Source organism: Dyella sp. 01N36 (genome assembly GCF_056399745.1).
In genome coordinates this window covers 1-2,935 of record NZ_JBFTRY010000300.1, presented here as the reverse complement: position 1 = coordinate 2,935, position 2,935 = coordinate 1, and the positions used below count along the sequence as shown (strand labels likewise).

The 2,935-nt window shown below is 65.7% G+C and carries 4 protein-coding genes; 2 read left to right on the top strand and 2 right to left on the bottom strand.

Features of this window, described 5'->3' with window-relative positions; genetic code table 11:
- Positions 1-72: 72 nt before the first annotated feature.
- A complete protein-coding gene (rpsI, locus tag AC1DMG_RS21310) occupies positions 73-465 on the bottom strand; it encodes a 30S ribosomal protein S9 (RefSeq protein ID WP_046972627.1) in 393 nt (130 codons plus the stop codon).
- Positions 466-474: 9 nt separating this feature from the next.
- Positions 475-903, bottom strand: a complete 429-nt coding sequence (gene rplM, locus AC1DMG_RS21305) for a 50S ribosomal protein L13 (protein WP_046972628.1) — start codon at positions 901-903, stop codon at positions 475-477.
- A gap of 140 nt (positions 904-1,043) precedes the next feature.
- Between rplM and AC1DMG_RS21300 the strand changes: the two genes are divergently transcribed.
- Positions 1,044-2,258: a (Fe-S)-binding protein gene (locus tag AC1DMG_RS21300; protein WP_477175053.1), complete on the top strand. Its 1,215-nt coding sequence runs from the start codon at positions 1,044-1,046 to the stop codon at positions 2,256-2,258.
- Positions 2,255-2,896, top strand: coding sequence for a 2-polyprenyl-3-methyl-6-methoxy-1,4-benzoquinone monooxygenase (coq7, locus tag AC1DMG_RS21295; RefSeq protein ID WP_477165769.1), 642 nt, complete (start codon positions 2,255-2,257; stop codon positions 2,894-2,896). Before AC1DMG_RS21300 ends, coq7 begins: the two co-directional genes overlap by 4 nt.
- Positions 2,897-2,935 lie beyond the last annotated feature (39 nt).

Sequence of the window (2,935 nt, the reverse complement as noted above, 5' to 3'; positions counted from 1 at the left end):
CTCCCAAAACCCTGCGGAGCGGTGCGCTCTGACTTGGTGCACCGGACCGTCGAAGCAACTCTCCGAGGAGAATTAGCGCTTCGAGAACTGGGTAGCGCGGCGGGCCTTATGCAGACCGACCTTCTTGCGCTCGACCTCGCGGGCGTCGCGGGTCACGAAGCCAGCCTTGCGGAGCTGGGACTTCAGGCTTTCGTCGTACTCGATCAGGGCGCGAGCGATACCGAGACGGATCGCACCGGCCTGGCCGGTGATGCCGCCGCCGGCGACGGTCACGTTGACGTCAAACTTGTCGGTCGCTTCGATCAGCTCAAGCGGCTGACGCACGATCATGCGCGAGGTTTCACGACCGAAGAACTGGTCGAGAGTCTTGCCGTTAACCGTGATCGCGCCACTGCCCTTGCGCAGGAACACGCGAGCGGCGGAGGTCTTGCGGCGGCCGGTGCCGTAGTTCTGCTGGATCGCCATAATGATTCCTTAGAGTTCCAGCGCCTGCGGCTGCTGAGCGGTATGCGGATGTTCGGCGCCGCCGTACACCTTGAGCTTGCGGTACATCGCGCGGCCGAGCGGATTCTTCGGCAGCATGCCCTTGACGGCGATTTCGATGACGCGCTCCGGATGCGTGGCGAGCAGGTCCTTCAGACTCATGGTCTTGAGGTTGCCGACGTAACCGGTGAAACGGTGGTACATCTTGTCGTCCAGCTTGGCACCCGTGACGGCCACCTTCTCAGCGTTGACCACGACGATGTAATCGCCSGTGTCGACGTGCGGRGTRAATTCCGGCTTGTGCTTGCCRCGCAGWCGGCGGGCGATCTCGGTCGACAGACGACCGAGCGTCTTGTCCGTGGCGTCAATCACGAACCAATCGCGCTTGACGCTTTCCGGCTTGGCGCTGAACGTTTTCATTTCAGAATACCTAGTCTGCCGCCTCTAGGGCGGTTCACATAATCGGTGGAACAAAGGCGCGAGATGATAACGGAGTTTTCATCAATCGCGCAAGCCCACCGACCGGTGGGATGCGAGCTGGCAATGATAGCATGACGACCATGGCGCTTGAAAAGCCCCCACACACTCGAAAACAGAAGATCGCCTCTCTTGCCGACCAGTGCGTGCAGTGCGGCCTGTGCCTTCCCACCTGTCCCACCTACGGCCTGGACGGCAATGAAGCGGAGTCTCCGCGCGGCCGTATCGCCATTGCCGCCGCGCTGGCGCGGGGCGACGCGGAGCCCACGGACGCCCTGCGCATCCATCTGGATCACTGCCTGGGGTGTCTCAATTGCCAGCGCGTCTGCCCGGCCAACGTCAAGTACGACGAACTGCTGGTGGAGACCCGGGCGCTGATTGGCCCGTCGCCGCGACGCCCCAAGCAGCTGCTGGCGATGCTCAAACAACCCAGCCTGTTGAGACTGGCGGCCCGCGTGGGCGGCTCGACCGGCCTGGCGCACTGGAAGCAGCGACTCGCCGACCGCCTGCCAGCCGCATCGGCATGGCGCGCCGCGCTGGAAACCTGGTCGGACGCGGACGCGGAGCATGCGCCCGCCCCGCCAGCACCCAAAAACCAGGACGCCGACCAGCCCGCCGTCGCCCTCTTTCCCGGCTGCGTGGCCAGCGTTGAAGACGAAGCGGCCGAACGCGCCACCATCACCCTGCTCCAGGCGGCGGGCTACCGCGTGGAACGATTGCCCGCCTTCTGTTGTGGCGCCATGGACCTGCATGGCGGCGACATGGACACCGCCGATCGCCTGGCCGAACGCGTGCGCGACAGCTGGCAACGCTCCGGCGCGACCCAACTGGTCAGCGTGACGCCCGGCTGCCTGGGCACCCTGCGCCGCGCCCTGCCCGATGTCGCGGTGAGCGACCCGGTCACGCTGTTGGCGGAGCGTCGGGATCGCCTCGTCTTCCGTCCGCTGCAGCGCCGCGTCGCCGTGCATTTCCCCTGCACGCAGATCAATGTCGCCCGCAGCGAATCGGCCCTGCAGGATCTGCTGCGGCAGGTGCCCTCGCTCGATCTCGCGGTGGTGCCGCGTCCACCACATTGTTGTGGCGCGGCTGGTTCGCACATGCTGGAGTTTCCCGAACGCGCGGCACGGTTGCGCGAGGGCGTGCTTGGACAAATTGCCAGCTTGGCACCCCAGCAGCTGTTGTCGTCCAATATCGGTTGTCGCCTGCACCTGGCTGCGGGCATGGATAAGCAAGGCGAGCACTGGCCGACCATGCATCCGCTGACCCTGCTCGCGCAGCAACTGGAGATTTCGCCATGAACGCACGCACACTCTCCCCGCTCGACCGCCTGCTGTCCGGCATCGAACGCGCGCTGGAAACCGTGTCCGGCGCACCGGAAGCGGCCCGCCCCTCGCCCGCCGATGCTTTCGATGAAGCGGATATGGACGATGCCGAACGCCGCCACGCCGCGGGCCTGATGCGCATCAACCACACCGGCGAAGTCTGCGCCCAGGCGCTGTATGACGGACAGGCCGCCCTGGCCCGCAACGACGACATCCGCGAACACCTCCAGCACGCGGCCGCCGAAGAAACCGATCACCTGGCCTGGTGCGCCGACCGCCTGAAAGAACTCGACAGCCGCCCCAGCCTGTTCAATCCACTGTGGTACGCCGGCAGCTACGCCATTGGCGCGATCGCGGCACTGGCCGGTGATCCGGTGAGCCTGGGTTTCGTGGTGGAGACGGAGCGGCAGGTGGAGGCGCACCTCGAAGAGCATCTCGACAAGCTGCCTGCCCAGGACGAGCGCTCGCGCGCCGTGTTGTCGCAGATGCAGGCCGATGAGATCCGTCATGCACACAACGCACGCGAGCGCGGCGGCATCGACTTGCCGTTTCCGATACCGGGCGTGATGCATTTGACGTCGATGGTGATGAAGGCGGTGGCGTACCGCGTCTGAACACCGGCTCTTTGTGGGAGCGCACCCGGTGCGCGACAG

Bases quoted from the DNA above. Each gene is read 5' to 3' on its own strand.
- rpsI (WP_046972627.1), bottom strand. From the start codon at position 465: ATGGCGATCCAGCAGAACTACGGCACCGGCCGCCGCAAGACCTCCGCC.
- AC1DMG_RS21300 (WP_477175053.1), top strand. From the start codon at position 1,044: ATGGCGCTTGAAAAGCCCCCACACACTCGAAAACAGAAGATCGCCTCT.
- coq7 (WP_477165769.1), top strand. From the start codon at position 2,255: ATGAACGCACGCACACTCTCCCCGCTCGACCGCCTGCTGTCCGGCATC.